This window comes from Pseudomonas sp. MAFF 730105, assembly GCF_055380705.1.
Genome location: NZ_AP018438.1, coordinates 5,740,856 through 5,755,207, shown reverse-complemented (window position 1 = coordinate 5,755,207; position 14,352 = coordinate 5,740,856). Strand labels below are relative to the sequence as shown.

Sequence of the window (14,352 nt, the reverse complement as noted above, 5' to 3'; positions counted from 1 at the left end):
AAAGGCGTTGGCGCCTCAATAATCTGTCCACTCTTTCAAAAAGCGGCGAACCTTCTGTAGCCGATGCCTGTCCCGGGAGCCGAACCCATGCAGCGTTCCATTGCCACCGTATCCTTGAGCGGTACTCTGCCGGAAAAACTCGAAGCCATTGCCGCCGCCGGTTTCGACGGGGTGGAAATCTTCGAGAACGACCTGCTCTATTACGACGGCAGCCCTCGGGAAATCCGGCAGATGTGCGCTGACCTGGGCATCGCGATCACGCTGTTCCAGCCGTTTCGTGACTTCGAAGGTTGTCGCCGTGATCGCCTGGCCCGCAACCTGGAGCGCGCCGAGCGCAAATTCGACCTGATGCAGGAACTCGGCACCGACCTGGTGCTGGTGTGCAGCAACGCCTCGGCCGACAGCCTGGGGGACGAGCGGATTCTGGTGGAGGACCTGCGACAGCTGGCCGAGCGGGCCGGCGCGCGGGGCTTGCGCATCGGTTACGAGGCGCTGGCCTGGGGGCGGCACGTGAACACTTATCAACAGGTCTGGAACATTGTGCGCCAGGCCGACCACCCTAGCCTGGGCGTCTTGCTCGACAGCTTCCATACCTTGTCCCTCAAGGGCGATCCGAGTGCCATTGCCGAGATCCCTGGCGAGAAGATTTTCTTCGTGCAGATGGCCGATGCGCCGATCCTGGCGATGGACGTGCTGGAGTGGAGCCGGCATTTCCGTTGTTTCCCGGGACAGGGGGAATTCGACCTGCCGGGCTTCCTGGCACCGATCATCAAGAGTGGCTATACCGGGCCGCTGTCGCTGGAAATCTTCAACGACGGTTTCCGCGCCGCGCCGCCACGGGCCAATGCCGCCGATGGTCTGCGTTCGTTGCTGTACCTGGAGGAGAAGACCCGCCAGCGCCTGGCCGCGGAAGCCGCGCCGGTGGCCAATCTCGATACATTGTTTGCCCCGCCATCGGCCAGCGAATACGACGGCATCGAGTTTCTTGAATTCGCTGTGGACGATAACCTCGGCGCCAAGCTGTCCCACTGGCTGGAACGGTTGGGATTCGTCAAGGCCGGCCAGCATCGTTCCAAGAATGTCAGCCTGCTGCGCCAGGGCGATATCAACCTGATCCTCAACTGCGAGCCGTACTCCTTTGCCCACAGTTTCTTCGAAGCCCATGGACCGTCGCTGTGCGCCACCGCCGTGCGGGTAAAAGACAGTGCCAGCGCCCTGAAGCGGGCCGTGGATTACAAGGGGCAGCCTTATCGCGGCCTGGTGGGGCCCAACGAATTGGAATTGGCGGCGGTGCGCGCACCGGACGGCAGCCTGATCTACCTGGTGGACCAGGAGGCGGACGTCTACGGAACGGATTTCAACCTGCAACCGGGTGCGGTCATCGGGGCCGGGCTCAAGCGTATCGACCATATGGCAATGGCGCTGCCGGCCGACAGCCTCGACAGTTGGGTGCTGTTCTACAAGAGCCTGCTGGATTTCGAAGCCGATGATGAAGTGGTGTTGCCCGACCCTTATGGGCTGGTGAAGAGCCGGGCCCTGCGCAGTCGCTGCAGTTCGATCCGCTTGCCCCTGAACATTTCCGAAAACCGCAACACCGCGATCTCTCACGCGCTATCGAGCTATCGCGGTTCCGGCGTGCATCACATCGCCTTCGACTGCGATGACATCTTCGCCCAGGTCAGCCGCGCCAAGGAGGCCGGCGTGCCGTTGCTGGATATTCCGCTCAACTATTACGACGACCTGGCGGCACGCTTCGATTTCGACGATGAGTTTCTCAGCGAACTGGCGTATTTCAATGTGTTGTACGACCGCGACGCACAGGGCGGTGAGCTGTTTCATGTCTACACTGAACCGTTCGAGGGGCGATTTTTCTTTGAAATCATCCAGCGCAAGGGCGGCTATGCCGGGTATGGCGCGGCCAACGTCGCGGTGCGACTGGCGGCCATGGCCAAGTCCCGCAGCGGTGGCTTGCGGCACGCCAAGTTGTAGGGAAATCGTAACGCGGCAGTAAAACGGTAATCCTGTGCCTTCCTTCACTGCACGGGCCAGCCCATAATCGCCAGCTTGTGCAGTGATGGCCGTGAGCCCGCAATGACTATGAATCCAGAACTGTCCGACGCCCTCGACGAGCCTCTCGTCGCGCCGCGCAAGAGTCGCAAGAACAACCCGGAGAAGACCCGGGAAAACATTCTTCAGGAAGCCATCGTCGAGTTTGTCCAGCAGGGCTTGGCCGGCGCCCGGGTCGATGCCATCGCTGAACGTATCCACACGTCCAAGCGGATGATCTACTACTACTTCAACAGCAAGGAGCAGTTGTACATCGAGGTGCTGGAAAAACTCTACGGTGATATCCGCAGCACCGAGAGCCGCCTGCACCTGGCGGAGTTGGCTCCGGTCGACGCAATCCGACGCCTGGTGGAGTTCACCTTCGACCACCACGACCGCAATGTGGATTTCGTGCGCATCGTCTCTATCGAGAACATCCACAACGCCGAATACGTCAAGCAATCAGGCGTGATCAAGGCGATGAACAGCAGCATCCTCGACGCTCTGGACCTGATCCTGCGTCGCGGCGCCGAAGAAGGCGTGTTCCGCGCTGGCCTCGAACCCCAGGATGTGCATTTGCTGATCAGTTCGTTCTGTTTTCACCGCGTGTCCAACCGTCACACCTTCGGCGAGATTTTCCAGATCGATCTGGCGGACGAGGCGATCAAGCAGCGTCATCGCCAGATGATTTGCGAGTCGGTGTTGCGGTATCTGCAAGCCTGAGTGCAAACCCTTGTGGGAGCGAGCCTGCTCGCGATAGCGGTGTGTCAGTCGAAATATAAGTGACAGACACATCGCTATCGCGAGCAGGCTCGCTCCCACAGGGTCTTCAGTGATTCATGCTTTGGAAATGCTCCAGCATCCGCTGCGCATCCGGCGCCATGCCACTGAACAATTCAAACGCTTTCACAGCCTGGAACACCGCCATGTTGCCGCCGTCCAGGGTGCGGCACCCCAGGGCCCGGGCGCTGCGCAGCAGTTCGGTTTCCAGTGGGAAGTAGACGATCTCGGCGACCCACAATTCGCCCCGCAGCAACTCGACCGGCACCGGCATGCCAGGTAGTTTCGCCATGCCCATCGGGGTGGTGTTGACCAGGCCGTTCGCCTCGGCCATGGCCATGGGCAAGTCGTGCCCGGCACGGGCGCGGCCAGCGCCGAAATGCTGGTTCAGGTTGTTTGCCAGGGCTTCGGCACGGCTGAATTCGACGTCAAAGATACTCAGCGTCTGGACACCTTCCGCCAACAACGCGTGGGCAACGGCCGCGCCGGCACCTCCGGCGCCCATCTGCACCACGTATCGACGCAAGACGTCCCCGAGGCCGCGGCGAAAACCCTCGGCAAACCCGAGGCAGTCGGTGTTGTGGCCGATGCGCTTGCCGTCCTTGAACACCACGGTGTTCACCGCGCCAATGCCGCGGGCCTCGGCCGAGAGCTCATCGAGCAGCGGGATGATCGCCTGTTTGCAGGGGAAGGTGATGTTCAGGCCGGTGAAGTTCATGCGCTCGGCAGCCGTCAGCAGATCGGGCAGGGCACTGCTGTCGAGTTTCAACGCGTCGAGGTCGATCAGTCGATAGAGATAGCGCATGCCTTGTGCATCGCCTTCATGCTCGTGGAGCGCGGGCGTGCGAGACGCCTGGATGCCTGCGCCGATCAGGCCGGCCAGTACGGTGCTATTCGACATGCGCTTCAACCTTTCAACCGCTGACTGAAATGTTCCAGGGCCAGGCGATAGCCATGGCTGCCAAAGCCGCACATCACACCGATGGCGACGGATGAAACGAAGGAGTGGTGACGGAACGTTTCCCGGGCGTGGACGTTGGACAGGTGGACCTCGATCACCGGTACTTCGCTGGCGACCAGCGCATCGCGGATCGCCACCGACGTGTGGGTCCAGGCCGCCGGGTTGATCACGATACCGGCACACCGGCGACGGGCGCCGTGAATCCAATCCAGCAATTCGCTTTCCTGGTTGGTCTGGCGAAACTCCACCGCCAGGCCGAACTCTTCAGCGGCGCGGCCGCATAGCGCCGAGATATCCGCCAGGGTTTCATGGCCGTAGGTCGCAGGCTCGCGGGTGCCGAGCAGGTTCAGGTTCGGGCCGTTCAGCACCAGAACGATCGGAGGCATTGCAATTTCTCCACATTGTTATTGTTGGTTTCGGTCGGATTTAAACCGGTGGAGATAAATTGTACTAGATGGTTAATTTGGTCAAACAAAGCCGCTGCCGTGGATTAATAAGTGTTCGATGATCGGACACTGGATTTCAATCAAGCAGGGGAGATTGTGGCGAGTGATGACTGTGGCGAGGGGATTTATCTGTGGCGAGGGGATTTATCCCCGCTCGACTGCGCAGCAGTCGCAAACCAGCCAACACGGTTTGTCTGTTACACCGCGGTGCGTGGTTTTAGGGGCTGCTTCGCAGCCCAGCGGGGATAAATCCCCTCGCCACAGATAGATCCCTCGCCACAGGGATGGGCTCAACGCCGGGTCAGCAACACCCCGGATTCCATGTGATGGGTCCATGGAAACTGGTCGAATAACGCGCAGCGCGTGATGCGGTGGGTATCGTGCAGTTGCGCGATGTTCGCGGCGAGGGTTTCCGGGTTGCAGGAGATGTACAGGATGTTGTCGAAACGCCGGGTCAGCTCGCAGGTGTCCGGGTCCATGCCGGCGCGCGGCGGGTCGACGAAGACGCTGCCGAATGCATAGCTTTTCAGGTCGATGCCGTGCAGGCGGCGGAACGGACGGACTTCGTTCAAGGCTTCGGTCAGTTCTTCGGCCGACAGGCGCACCAGCGTTACGTTATCCACTGCGTTTTCACTGAGGTTGCTCAGCGCCGCGTTCACCGAAGTCTTGCTGATTTCGGTGGCCAGCACCTTGCGCACACGGGTCGCCAGGGGCAGGGTGAAGTTGCCGTTGCCGCAGTACAACTCCAGCAGGTCGTCGCTGCGATCGCCCAGGGCTTCATAAGCCCAGTTGAGCATCTTCTGGTTCACGGTGCCGTTGGGCTGGGTGAAGGCGCCTTCGGGCTGGCGATAGCTGAAGGTGCGACCGCCCACGTCCAGTTTCTCCACCACGTAGTCGTGGCCGATCACTTCCCGCTTGCCCTTGGAGCGACCAATGATGCTGACGCCCAGGTCGCTCGCCAGCTTCGAGGCCGCGGCGTGCCAGTGCTCATCCAGAGGGCGGTGATAACACAGGGTGATCATCGCATCGCCCGCCAGGGTGGTCAGGAACTCCACCTGGAACAACTTGTGGCTCAGGGGCGCACTGGCCTGCCAGGCGGCCTTGAGCTGTGGCATCAACTGGTTGATGCGCAGGCTGGCGATGGGAAACGTTTCGATGAGGATCGGCGTGCGCTTGTCGTCCTGGGAGAACATCGCGTAATGCCGTTCGCCGGCCTCGCGCCAGAGACGGAATTCGGCGCGCAAACGGAAGTGCTGCAGCGGCGAGTCGAACACGGCCGGTTCCGGTGCATCGAACGGGGCCAGCAGGTCGCGCAGGCGGGCGACCTTGTCCTGGAGCTGGGCGGTGTAGGCCTGGGTATCAAAAGTCATGCGTTGAACCAACCCAACTTGATCACGAACAGAATCGACAGGATGACCAGCGCCGGGTTCAGCTCACGGCCGCGACCGGACACCAGCTTGATGGCGGTCCAGGCGATGAAACCGAAGGCAATGCCGTTGGCGATGGAGTAGGTGAACGGCATCGCCAGTGCGGTAATCACGACCGGGGCGGCGACGGTGATGTCGTCCCAGTCGATTTCCGCCAGGCCCGACGTCATCAGCACTGCCACGAACAGCAAGGCCGGTGCGGTGGCAAAGGCTGGCACGCTGGCGGCCAGCGGGGAGAAGAACAGCGCCAGCAGGAACAGGATCGCCACGACGATGGCGGTCAGCCCGGTGCGGCCACCGGCGCTGACGCCCGCCGCCGATTCGATGTAGCTGGTGGTGGTGGAGGTGCCCAGCAGCGAACCGGCCATGGCCGCGGTGCTGTCGGCGATCAGCGCACGGCCCATCTTCGGCATGTGGCCGTCCTTGCCCATCAGCCCGGCGCGCTTGGCGACGCCGATCAGGGTGCCGGAGTTGTCGAACAGGTCGACGAAGAGGAAGGCGAAGATCACGCTGACCAGACCGATGTCCAGGGCGCCCTTGATGTCCAGTTGCAGGAAGGTCGGGGCCAGGGATGGCGGCATCGACATCACGCCGCCGAACGGGGTGAAGCCCATCAGGATCGAGACGAGGGTGACCGCGAGGATGCCGATCAGCACCGCCCCGCGCACTTTCAGTGCTTCGAGAGCGACGATCAGCACGAAGCCGAGCGTGGCGAGAATCGGTGCCGGTTGCTTCAAGTCGCCAAGGCCGACCATGGTGGCTGGGTTCTTCACCACGATGCCGGCATTGCCCAGGGCAATCAGTGCCAGGAACAGACCGATGCCGGCGGCAATGGCCGAGCGCAGCGGCAAGGGGATGCTGTTGATGATCCATTCGCGGATGCGAAAGATCGACAGCAGGAAGAACAACACGGCGGAGATGAATACCGCACCCAGCGCCACTTGCCAGGTGTGGCCCATGTGCAGGACCACGGTGTAGGTGAAGAAGGCGTTCAGGCCCATGCCCGGTGCGAGGGCGATCGGGTAGTTGGCGATCAGGCCCATGACCGTGGAGCCGATGGCCGCCGCCAGGCAGGTGGCGACGAACACCGCGCCCTTGTCCATGCCGGTTTCGCCGAGGATGCTCGGGTTGACGAACAGAATGTAGGCCATGGCCAGGAATGTCGTGACACCCGCCAGGATCTCGGTCCGCACGTTGGTGTTGTGTGCCTTGAGTTGAAACAGCCTTTCCAGCATGTCTGCTCCCCGTGGCGCGCCGGGCGCCGTGAATGTATCGACCTCAACAGCAAAGCACAGACGGCCAGTAGCGTCCGGGAGTTTTCTGCGGGTCGGAAAAAGCCGCGCATGATACCAGCAGCGCGGCGATGTGACTGCGATCGTCGTCGATGTTTTACCGAAGCAAAAAGAGGGCCATACTGCGCGCGGTTCCCGGAGCTCGATAGGTGTCGAATGAAAAGAAATCTGCTGGCAGTGGCATGCGCAGTGAGCCTGTGGTTGCCCGGTCAGGTCGTCAACGCCGCCTCGGCTCCGCCCTTGAGCCAGGTCAAGGTGCTCAAGGTCGAGTCGCCGGCCTGTGGCTTTGAAGACATCACCGAAGGGCAGGCCCAGACCCGATGTGATCACCGCGGTCCGAATATCAAGGTCTACGTGCTGGAGGTTGGCTATGGCCACCAGCCTCAGGTCACGCTCGACGGTTTCGAGGTCGACGGCACCCGTTCGCCGGTGTGCGCGTTCAGCAATGGCAATCTCAATGATTGTTCCGCCCGGACCAAAGTGGTCGGCTACCTGTATATCTTCGACCTGAAGGGCAAGCAGGAAGGCACCTTCAGTTTCAGCAATACCTCGATCAATGCCCCGGGCAATCGCATGTCGACCCAGCTGTACATCAAATAGCCCGCCTGGCTCCGTAGGAGCTGTCGAGCGAAGCGAGGCTGCGATCTTTCCCCGGGCCGGTTGAGTCCCGAGCGGAAGATCAAAATCAAAGATCAAGATCAAAGATCGCAGCCTTCGGCAGCTCCTACGCTAGGCTTGCAGTAATCACCCAGCGGAGAGTCGCCATGATTCCTGGAACCAAGATCCCCAGGGCCTTGATTGCCGTCGCCGAAGGTGTCGACGACTTGCAGGCCGTCACCCTGATCGATGTGCTGCGCCGAGCCCAGGTCGAAGTCGTCGTGGCGAGTATCGAAGGGCGACGGATGCTGACCTGTGCCCGCGGTACGCGCCTGACGGCCGATGGCATGTTGGTGGATATGCTGGTGCAGGACTTTGACCTGATCGTCCTGCCCGGTGGCATCATCGGCGCTCAGCACCTGGCGGCCCATCAGCCCCTGCAACAGCTGGTCAAGGGCCAGGCCGCCACCGGACGTTTCTTCGCTGCCATTGCCGAAGCGCCGGCACTGGCGCTACAGGCTTTCGGCGTTCTGCGTCAGCGGCGCATGACCTGCCTGCCCGCAGTCAGCCAGCAACTGTCCGGTTGCAGCTTTGTCGATCAACCGGTGGTGGTGGATGGCAACTGCATCACCGCCCAGGGCTCGGCGGCCGCCCTGGCGTTTGCCTTGACGCTGGTGGAACAGCTCAGTGGCAAAGGCGTGCGGGCGGTGGTGGCGGCGGAGTTGCTGGCCTGACAGACGTCAGGCGTGCTGTGGGAAAGGTTCGATAACAGGTTGTTCGCGCTGTTCGGCTTGCCACAAGTCGTAGTCGGTCTGAACCCCCAACCAGACCCTGGCCTTCCCGATCCCTGCCCGTTCCAGGCGAACAGCCAAATCCGGGCTGACAGGTGCATGGCCATGCAACACCCGAGAGAGATGAGGCCGGGCGAAGCCAAGGTGCCGTGCCAGCTCGGTGACGGTGATACCCAATTCGGGCAGTACGTCCATCAACAGCGTTTCGCCAGGGTGTGGCGGGTTGTGCATGGGCATTTTCCAGCCTCCTGTCAGTGGTAATCCAGATAATCGACCAGTTCGATATCCGATCCGATAAAACGAAAAATGATTCGCCAATTTCCCGAAACGCTCAGGGACCAGTATTCAGCCAGTTCTCCCCTGAGTGGGTGCAGGCGCCATCCCGGGATATCGAGTGTCCTGTATCACAAATACTGCTTTTTTTGACGGTGTCTGTTGCCGTCATGCTGCGTTGCCGTTCCTCGCCATAGCGGGGCTATGACTCGTCGCGGCGCCTTGCCTGACGACAACAGCCACTCGTCAAAAAAGAACGTATTTGCGAAACAGGACACTAGGTCGTTCGGTGCGGTCGCCCTGTCCATGAACTGAAGCATGCGAGCCAGGCGCTTTCCATGGTCGGCCCGGATGCCACGAGTCGAACCCGTTTCATAGAAAATGCGAAGACCTTTGTGCTGGAAGGATTTAATCATGGAAAAGAGTGTAAGGCGATACATTACACTCGGTGCGGTATCTATATACCGCACATGGCCGACAAATTTATGCGTCGCGCAATGTTGGTGCTTGTCCTTGGTCTGTGCAATTACCTTGAACACTCACCTCACCCCGAAGTCGTACCCCTTATGACGGCGGTTTTCCAAAACGCCGCGTGTACGACCAACCGTGAGGTGTTCCATGAGCGCGACCCTGTCCGAAGCGACGCAGGCGTCCTTCGTCCGTCATCCGATCCGTCTGACTCTCAATGGGCAAGTGCGTGAGTTGCAGGTGTTGCCCTGGACTACGCTGCTGGACCTGTTGCGCGAGCAGTTGGACCTGGTGGGCAGCAAGAAGGGCTGTGACCACGGCCAATGCGGTGCATGTACCGTGCTGCGCGATGGCAAGCGCATCAACGCGTGCCTGACCTTGGCGGTGATGTGCGACGGCGTCGAGCTGACCACCATTGAAGGCTTGGCCGATGGCGATCGATTGCATCCCCTGCAGCAGGCGTTCATCAAGCACGATGCCTTCCAGTGCGGATACTGCACACCTGGGCAGATCTGTTCGGCGGTGGGGCTGATCAACGAGGGGAGGGCGCAGAGCAGCGCAGAAATCAGCGAGCTGATGAGTGGCAACCTGTGTCGATGCGGCGCCTACAACAACATTCGTGACGCCATCGAAGAAGCACTGCCGCAATGCCAGCAGCAGGGGGATGACCAATGAACCCCTTCCATTACAGCAAGCCCGACACTGTGCAGGCGGCCATCGACTTGTCGAGCCCCACGTCACGCTTCATCGCCGGCGGTACCAACCTGCTGGACCTGATGAAAGAAAACCTCACCCGTCCCGCACACCTGATCGACATTACCGGCCTGCCCCTGGCGGACCTCAGTGAAACGCCTTCCGGCGGCGTGATGATCGGTGCTTTGGTGAGCAATGCCGATCTGGCCTGGCATCCGTGGATCGAACGTCGCTATCCGCTGTTGTCCCAGGCGATCCTGGCGGGCGCCTCGCCGCAGCTGCGCAACATGGCCAGCACCGGTGGCAACCTGCTGCAACGCACTCGCTGTTATTACTTCTATGACGCCAACGTGCCCTGCAACAAGCGCCGACCCGGCAGTGGATGTCCGGCGCGGGACGGCTTGAACCGGAACCACGCGATTTTTGGCGCCAGCGACCATTGCGTGGCGACCCACCCTTCCGACATGTGTGTCGCGCTGGCCGCCCTCGAGGCGGTGGTCCATGTCCTCGGTCGAGGCGGGGCACGGACTATCGAGTTCGCAGACTTCCACCGCCTGCCCGGCGATGCACCGGAGCGGGACAATCAATTGGCCGATGATGAGCTGATCACCGCCATCGAGTTGCCTGACGCCGGTTTTGCCGAACACAGCCATTACCTGAAGGTTCGTGACCGGGCTTCCTACGCGTTTGCGCTGGTTTCCGTGGCGGCAGCGCTGGAGCTGGATGGGCCGGTCATCCGCCAGGCGCGCCTGGCCTTGGGTGGCGTGGCCCACAAACCCTGGCGCGACCGGGCCGTGGAGAGTTGGCTGGCTGGCAAGACCGTCAGCCGCGAAACCTTCACGGCCGCCGCCGATGCGCTGTTGCAGCATGCTGAGCCGTTGGCACACAACGGCTTCAAGGTCAGGCTGGCGCGCCGGGCGATCATTCGCGCCTTGAGCGATGCCGCACTGGGAGGAGAAGCCAGATGAATGCACCGAACAAACCCATAGGGCAGCCGCTGGACCGGGTCGATGGCCTGCTCAAGGTGATAGGCCAGGCCCGCTATGCGGGGGAATATCCCGAGGACGGACTGTTGCACGGCAGCGTCGTGTCCGGCACCGTCGCCCGTGGCCGAGTGGTGCGAATCAATGCCTCCCAAGCCCTGGCATTGCCTGGTGTGGTCGCGGTGATCGACCATACCAACCGGCCCAAAATCGCCAGCTATGACGAGCCCTACCAGGATGCCGACGCCGCGGACGGCTCGCCGTTCCGGCCCTTGTACAACGACCAGGTACTCTACAGTGGCCAGCCGCTGGCCCTGGTGGTTGCGGAAAATCTCGAACTGGCCCGATACGCCGGTTCACTCATTGAAATCGAATATGAAGCCCAGGACCATCAGACCGATCTGACCGTCCTGCAAAACGAAGCCCATACGGCACCGGCTGAACTGCCCAAGCCTCGTGGGAATTTTCAGGGTGAGTACGCCAGCTCCGCGATCAATGTGGATGTGTCCTACAGCACGCCGGTGGAGCATCACAACCCGATGGAGCCCCACGCCAGCACCGTGTTGTATCAACCTGACGGCAGCCTGCACATCCATGACAAGACCCAGGGCACGCAAAACTGCCAGTCCTACGTGCAAAAGGTGTTCGGGCTCGCGAAAGAGCAGGTGCGCGTATTCGCCGCGTTTGTCGGCGGTGCCTTCGGCTCCGGTCTGAGGCCGCAATACCAGCTGCCCCTGGCGGTGATGGCCGCGCTGGCACTCAAGCGCTCGATACGGGTCAGCCTGACGCGCCAGCAAATGTTTACCTTTGGTTATCGGCCGCGAACCTTCCAGCGCCTGCAATTGGGCGCTGCCGCTAATGGACGGTTGCTGGCCGTGGCGCACACTGCCATCGGCCAGACGTCGCGCTTTGAAGACTTCACCGAGCACGTGGTGGAGTGGAGCGGCATGCTCTATCACTGCGACAACGTGGCGTTGACCTACAAACTAGTACCGCTGGATGTCTACACACCGCTGGACATGCGCGCGCCCGGTGCAGCCCTCGGGCTGATCGGCCTGGAGTGCGCCATGGACGAGCTGGCCTGTGCCCTGGCGATCGATCCGCTCCAGTTGCGGTTGATCAACTATGCCGAGCGTAACGAGAACGAAGGCAAGCCGTACTCAAGCAAGGCGCTGCGCGAATGCTACGCCGAGGGCGCCCGGCGTTTCGGCTGGGACAAGCGCAATCCGGAGCCGCGCAGCATGCGCACAGGCCGGCAACTGGTGGGCTGGGGCATGGCGGGCGGTGTCTGGGAAGCGATGCAGCAGAAGGCCAGCGCCCAGGCGTCGCTGGCGGCGGATGGCAAGCTGACCGTCAGCAGCGCCACCACGGACATTGGCACTGGCACCTACACGGTCATGACTCAGATCGCCGCCGAGGCGTCAGGGGTTGCCCTGGAAAATGTCAGTTTCATCCTGGGCGATTCGTCCCTGCCTACCGCGCCGCTGCAAGGCGGCTCGTTCACCGTCTCGTCGGTGGGAACCGCAGTGCAGCAGGCGTGTGAAGCCCTGAAGGAAAAACTGCTGGCTGTGGCCCGGCAGACCTGTCCGGCCTTCAGCGGCGCGACACTTGAGCAAGTGGCGTTTGCCGATGGTCAGTTGCGCCTGGGCGATGCCTGCGTGTCGTTGGCGGAGCTGGCGCAGAACAGTGGTGAAACGCCGTTACAGGTCCAGGTGACTTCCGAGCCGGACAAGAAGCGCCAGGCCTATGCCACCGCCACGCATTCGGCAGTGTTCGTCGAGGTCTGGGTGGACGAGGACTTGGGGACGGTGAAGGTCAATCGGGTGGTCAGTGCCATTGCGGCAGGAAGGGTGATCAACCCGAAAACCGCCCGTAGCCAGATCCTCGGTGGCGTGGTCTGGGGCGTCGGTATGGCGTTGCATGAAGAGACCCTGACCGACCATGTCCTGGGGCGCCACATGAACCACAACCTGGCCGAGTACCATGTGCCAGTGAACGCCGACATCGGTGACATCGATGTGGTTTTCGTCGAGGAACCGGACGACATCGTGAATGCACTGGGCTCCAAGGGCGTCGGTGAAATCGGTGTCGTTGGCGTGGCAGCGGCCGTGGCCAACGCGATTTATCACGCCACCGGCAAGCGGGTCCGGGACTTTCCCATCACCCTGGATAAGCTGCTTTAGCGTCGCCCACCGGCTCATGCATCCGGTCGCGGTTGGCCAGGGTCGGGAACAGTTTGATCCAGGCCCCGGTCACCAACAGCGTACCGACACCGCCCATGACCACCGCCGGCACGGTGCCGAACCAGTGGGCGGTCAGGCCGGATTCGAATTCGCCCAACTGGTTCGATGCGCCGATGAACAGCCCGTTCACCGCGCTGACCCGGCCCCGCATCTCATCCGGTGTTTCCAATTGCACGAAGGACGCGCGGATCACCATGCTGATCATGTCCGCCGCGCCCAGGACCACCAGCACCGCCAGGGAAAACCAGAACGACGTGGAGAGACCGAACGCAATGGTGGCAACGCCGAACACGCCCACGGCGGTGAACATCACCCGGCCCACCTTGCGTTCCACGGCGAACCGCGCCAGCCACAGTGACATCAGCAGGGCACCGACCGCCGGGGCCGAGCGCAACAGGCCCAGGCCCCAGGGGCCGGTGAGCAGGATGTCCTTGGCGAACACCGGCAGCAGCGCCGTCGCGCCGCCCAGCAGGACCGCGAACAGATCCAGGGAAATGGCGCCAAGAATGTCCGGGCGGCTGCGGATGAAACGAATCCCGGCCAGCAATGAATCCAGGGTCGCCTTGCCTTTGTTCAGCGGCGTCTGGCGAGCGGGCAGGTTGAGCATCAGGCTGCAGGCGATGAGGTAGAGCACCACGGTCGGTCCATAGACCCAGACACTGCCGAAGGCATACAGCAGGCCGCCGAGGGCCGGGGCAACGATGGTCGCCGATTGTTGGGCCGATTGTGCGGCGGCCACGGCACGGGGAAACAGCGTGGCCGGCACGATGCTCGGCAGCAGCGCCTGGGTGGTCGGCATTTCAAAGGAGCGGGCCGCGCCCAGCAGGAAGGCGAGGATGAAGATCATCTCCCGCGTGACGTTGTCGGTAGCGCTGCCGATCGCCAGGGCCAGGGCGATCATCGCCTGCAACGACTGGCAGAGGGCCGCGACTTTGCGCCGGTCATAGCGGTCCGCCACATGCCCGGTGTGCAACATGAACAGCACCCGCGGCGCGAACTCCACCAGCCCGACGAGCCCCAGGTCCAGGACGTTGCCGGTCAGTTGATAGAGGTTCCAGCCGATGGCGACGGTGAGCATCTGAAAACCGCTGGCGGTGAATATCCGGGCCAGCCAGAAGGCGATGAAGGGGCGGTGGTGGCGGAGCAGCATTGGCGCTTGGCTGGGCATCGATGACGGGTCCAGTGATGAAGGCATTGAGATTATCACCGAGCTGTAACCGGAAGTTGCGACCAGCGGAAAAATAGTTAGCCAAACATCGATCTATGGTGGAGCAGCGAATTTCTTGTGGGAGCAAAGCTTGCTCGCGATGCTGTTCGAAGTACCCCCGAGACCGAGGTGCCTGCATCGCGGG

Annotated in this window: 13 protein-coding genes and 2 pseudogenes; 7 read left to right on the top strand and 8 right to left on the bottom strand. The window is 62.0% G+C overall.

What is annotated here, in order from left to right; all coding sequences use genetic code 11:
• Positions 1-87: 87 nt before the first annotated feature.
• Both quiC and PCOSP_RS25215 read left to right on the top strand, forming a co-directional pair.
• On the top strand, positions 88-1,989 hold the full coding sequence (quiC, locus tag PCOSP_RS25220) for a 3-dehydroshikimate dehydratase QuiC (RefSeq protein WP_139649284.1): 1,902 nt from the start codon (positions 88-90) through the stop codon (positions 1,987-1,989).
• Between the two features lie 102 nt (positions 1,990-2,091).
• The gene (locus PCOSP_RS25215; RefSeq protein WP_139649286.1) at positions 2,092-2,769 is read left to right on the top strand and encodes a TetR/AcrR family transcriptional regulator; all 678 of its coding nucleotides are present in this window, start codon (positions 2,092-2,094) and stop codon (positions 2,767-2,769) included.
• A gap of 106 nt (positions 2,770-2,875) precedes the next feature.
• Here the strand turns inward: PCOSP_RS25215 and PCOSP_RS25210 are convergent, their stop codons facing one another.
• From PCOSP_RS25210 to PCOSP_RS25195, 4 genes are all read right to left on the bottom strand, one after another.
• A complete protein-coding gene (locus PCOSP_RS25210) occupies positions 2,876-3,727 on the bottom strand; it encodes a shikimate dehydrogenase (protein WP_139649288.1) in 852 nt (283 codons plus the stop codon).
• Between the two features lie 5 nt (positions 3,728-3,732).
• Positions 3,733-4,173, bottom strand: coding sequence for a type II 3-dehydroquinate dehydratase (aroQ, locus tag PCOSP_RS25205; protein WP_464709744.1), 441 nt, complete (start codon positions 4,171-4,173; stop codon positions 3,733-3,735).
• Between the two features lie 350 nt (positions 4,174-4,523).
• Positions 4,524-5,603: a tRNA (uridine(54)-C5)-methyltransferase TrmA gene (gene trmA, locus PCOSP_RS25200; RefSeq protein WP_053191325.1), complete on the bottom strand. Its 1,080-nt coding sequence runs from the start codon at positions 5,601-5,603 to the stop codon at positions 4,524-4,526.
• Positions 5,600-6,895 carry an NCS2 family permease gene (locus tag PCOSP_RS25195; protein WP_139649292.1) on the bottom strand — a complete coding sequence of 432 codons (1,296 nt, stop codon included), beginning with the start codon at positions 6,893-6,895 and terminating at the stop codon, positions 5,600-5,602. Before PCOSP_RS25195 ends, trmA begins: the two co-directional genes overlap by 4 nt.
• A gap of 213 nt (positions 6,896-7,108) precedes the next feature.
• On the opposite strand from PCOSP_RS25195, the gene PCOSP_RS25190 reads away from it, so the two are divergent.
• Together PCOSP_RS25190 and PCOSP_RS25185 are read left to right on the top strand one after the other, a co-directional pair.
• Complete coding sequence (locus tag PCOSP_RS25190) at positions 7,109-7,552, top strand: DUF4879 domain-containing protein (RefSeq protein ID WP_139649294.1); 444 nt, start codon at positions 7,109-7,111, stop codon at positions 7,550-7,552.
• Between the two features lie 164 nt (positions 7,553-7,716).
• On the top strand, positions 7,717-8,283 hold the full coding sequence (locus PCOSP_RS25185; protein ID WP_464709743.1) for a DJ-1 family glyoxalase III: 567 nt from the start codon (positions 7,717-7,719) through the stop codon (positions 8,281-8,283).
• 6 nt (positions 8,284-8,289) lie between these two features.
• On the opposite strand, the gene PCOSP_RS25180 is transcribed toward PCOSP_RS25185, so the two are convergent.
• The 3 genes and pseudogenes from PCOSP_RS25180 to PCOSP_RS25170 form a co-directional block, all read right to left on the bottom strand.
• Positions 8,290-8,577 (bottom strand): HigA family addiction module antitoxin, encoded by a 288-nt coding sequence (locus PCOSP_RS25180; RefSeq protein WP_024780321.1) that lies wholly within the window; start codon positions 8,575-8,577, stop codon positions 8,290-8,292.
• A gap of 14 nt (positions 8,578-8,591) precedes the next feature.
• Positions 8,592-8,735 (bottom strand): annotated as a pseudogene (locus PCOSP_RS25175) (type II toxin-antitoxin system RelE/ParE family toxin); the annotation flags it as partial.
• A gap of 159 nt (positions 8,736-8,894) precedes the next feature.
• Positions 8,895-9,029: pseudogene (locus PCOSP_RS25170) on the bottom strand (type II toxin-antitoxin system RelE/ParE family toxin); the annotation flags it as partial.
• Between the two features lie 202 nt (positions 9,030-9,231).
• Here PCOSP_RS25170 and PCOSP_RS25165 point away from each other — a divergent pair.
• Genes PCOSP_RS25165 through PCOSP_RS25155 form a run of 3 tightly spaced genes read left to right on the top strand, consistent with a single transcriptional unit; the run spans position 9,232 to position 12,940 of the window.
• Entirely contained in the window at positions 9,232-9,756 is a 525-nt protein-coding gene (locus PCOSP_RS25165; RefSeq protein ID WP_139649298.1) for a (2Fe-2S)-binding protein, read from the top strand.
• Positions 9,753-10,742 (top strand): FAD binding domain-containing protein, encoded by a 990-nt coding sequence (locus PCOSP_RS25160; RefSeq protein ID WP_464709741.1) that lies wholly within the window; start codon positions 9,753-9,755, stop codon positions 10,740-10,742. Before PCOSP_RS25165 ends, PCOSP_RS25160 begins: the two co-directional genes overlap by 4 nt.
• Positions 10,739-12,940, top strand: coding sequence for a xanthine dehydrogenase family protein molybdopterin-binding subunit (locus tag PCOSP_RS25155; protein ID WP_464709740.1), 2,202 nt, complete (start codon positions 10,739-10,741; stop codon positions 12,938-12,940). The genes PCOSP_RS25160 and PCOSP_RS25155 overlap by 4 nt, the downstream gene beginning before the upstream one ends.
• On the opposite strand, the gene PCOSP_RS25150 is transcribed toward PCOSP_RS25155, so the two are convergent.
• Positions 12,918-14,168 carry an MFS transporter gene (locus PCOSP_RS25150; RefSeq protein WP_139649305.1) on the bottom strand — a complete coding sequence of 417 codons (1,251 nt, stop codon included), beginning with the start codon at positions 14,166-14,168 and terminating at the stop codon, positions 12,918-12,920. The two genes, PCOSP_RS25155 and PCOSP_RS25150, sit on opposite strands and share 23 nt — an antisense overlap.
• Positions 14,169-14,352 lie beyond the last annotated feature (184 nt).